At 43.2% G+C, this 662-nt stretch carries 1 protein-coding gene; it reads left to right on the top strand.

The genetic code is table 11. The annotated features are described in order from the left end of the window. The first annotated feature begins 94 nt into the window (after window positions 1-94). On the top strand, window positions 95-307 hold the full coding sequence (locus HMPREF2541_RS09680; RefSeq protein WP_064106073.1) for a hypothetical protein: 213 nt from the start codon (window positions 95-97) through the stop codon (window positions 305-307). Window positions 308-662 lie beyond the last annotated feature (355 nt).

Genomic DNA, 662 nt, shown 5'->3' with positions numbered 1-662 from the left:
TAGACTAGCATGACTGCTAATCTACGTCAGCCCCCGAAAAAATCAAAACCTCGCCATCTACCCGCTGGAAAACGCCACAGCTGAATTTAACCTTGTGCTGGCCGAAGACGGGCAAACCGTTTCAGGCAGTCTGGAATACGGCATCCACCACAACAGCGAATGGCACTACGATTTTGTCATGCACCTACTGATGGTGCGCGAGGATATGGCGATTGATACGCAGCTGGAAGGGCAGGCGCGGCTGGTGGCTGGTTATGTGCTCACTGTTGCTCGGCCGTTTGGAGGAAGAGACTCTGAAAAAATATGAGCACTATATGAAGATTTCGGAAAAAATTTTCTCGGGAGGCAAAACTTTTATTGTTTTGCCTCCTAAATTTTTTGAAATTATAGGTCTGGGAAAAGTGGAGCTATGATATGTCCTAGAGATTGCTTTTTTTGTTTAAAGCGCATACTTATATTTATATATAATATATATAATACCTATTATAAGAATATATATATCATATATAGTATATATACATCGGTGATTTTGGAATTTTGGATTGGTTTTCTTCCATCGGGTTTAACACGATGGCTTTCGGGTTGTCGAGACGGGATTCGATAAGAAGCCCGTCGGTATGATCTGAGCTCGGTCTCAACCGAGCGAGGGCGAAGCTGATTTC

Source organism: Eikenella sp. HMSC061C02, assembly GCF_001809035.1.
GTDB classification, from domain to species: Bacteria; Pseudomonadota; Gammaproteobacteria; order Burkholderiales; family Neisseriaceae; genus Eikenella; species Eikenella corrodens.
The sequence above is the reverse complement of the archived record's forward strand: the minus strand, read 5'-3'. Positions and strand labels throughout refer to the sequence as shown.